Source organism: Streptomyces xylophagus, assembly GCF_000716435.1.
Lineage (GTDB): Bacteria > Actinomycetota > Actinomycetes > Streptomycetales > Streptomycetaceae > Streptomyces > Streptomyces xylophagus.
Genome location: NZ_JNWO01000155.1, coordinates 1 through 398 on the forward strand (window position 1 = coordinate 1; position 398 = coordinate 398).

Here is a 398-nt window from a genome sequence, read left to right on the forward strand (position 1 = left end):
TCATCGGGCCGGTCACCAGCGTGTGGTAGGCCGGGTTGCTGCCGCCGCCCCACTGGGAGCGGTTGCCGTACTTCTTCGGCACGGCCCACAACGGCAGGACGTCGTAGGGCAGATGGTTGTGGAGCTCGATCAGCCCCGGGTACACCGTGCCACCCGTGGCGATCGGCAGGACGTCTTCGAACCCTGGTGGGGCAGGAGCGTCGGCGGAGAGTACTGCGGCGATACGGCTGTCTTCGACGTACAGGACTCCGTCGTCGATGACGTTGTTGCGGGTGTTCAGGGTGACCAGGCGGCCCCGCAAGGCGAAGCGTTTCGTCGGCTCGTCGGTTCTACGCGGCATCTGGCGTCCCCTCGCCCGACCTCTGTCGAGGTTCGTTGACCGGTGAACGCCACCTAAC

At 66.3% G+C, this 398-nt stretch carries 1 pseudogene; it reads right to left on the bottom strand.

Features of this window, described 5'->3' with window-relative positions:
• Positions 1-340: pseudogene (locus OO70_RS50760) on the bottom strand (amidohydrolase family protein); the annotation flags it as partial.
• Between the last annotated feature and the right edge of the window lie 58 nt (positions 341-398).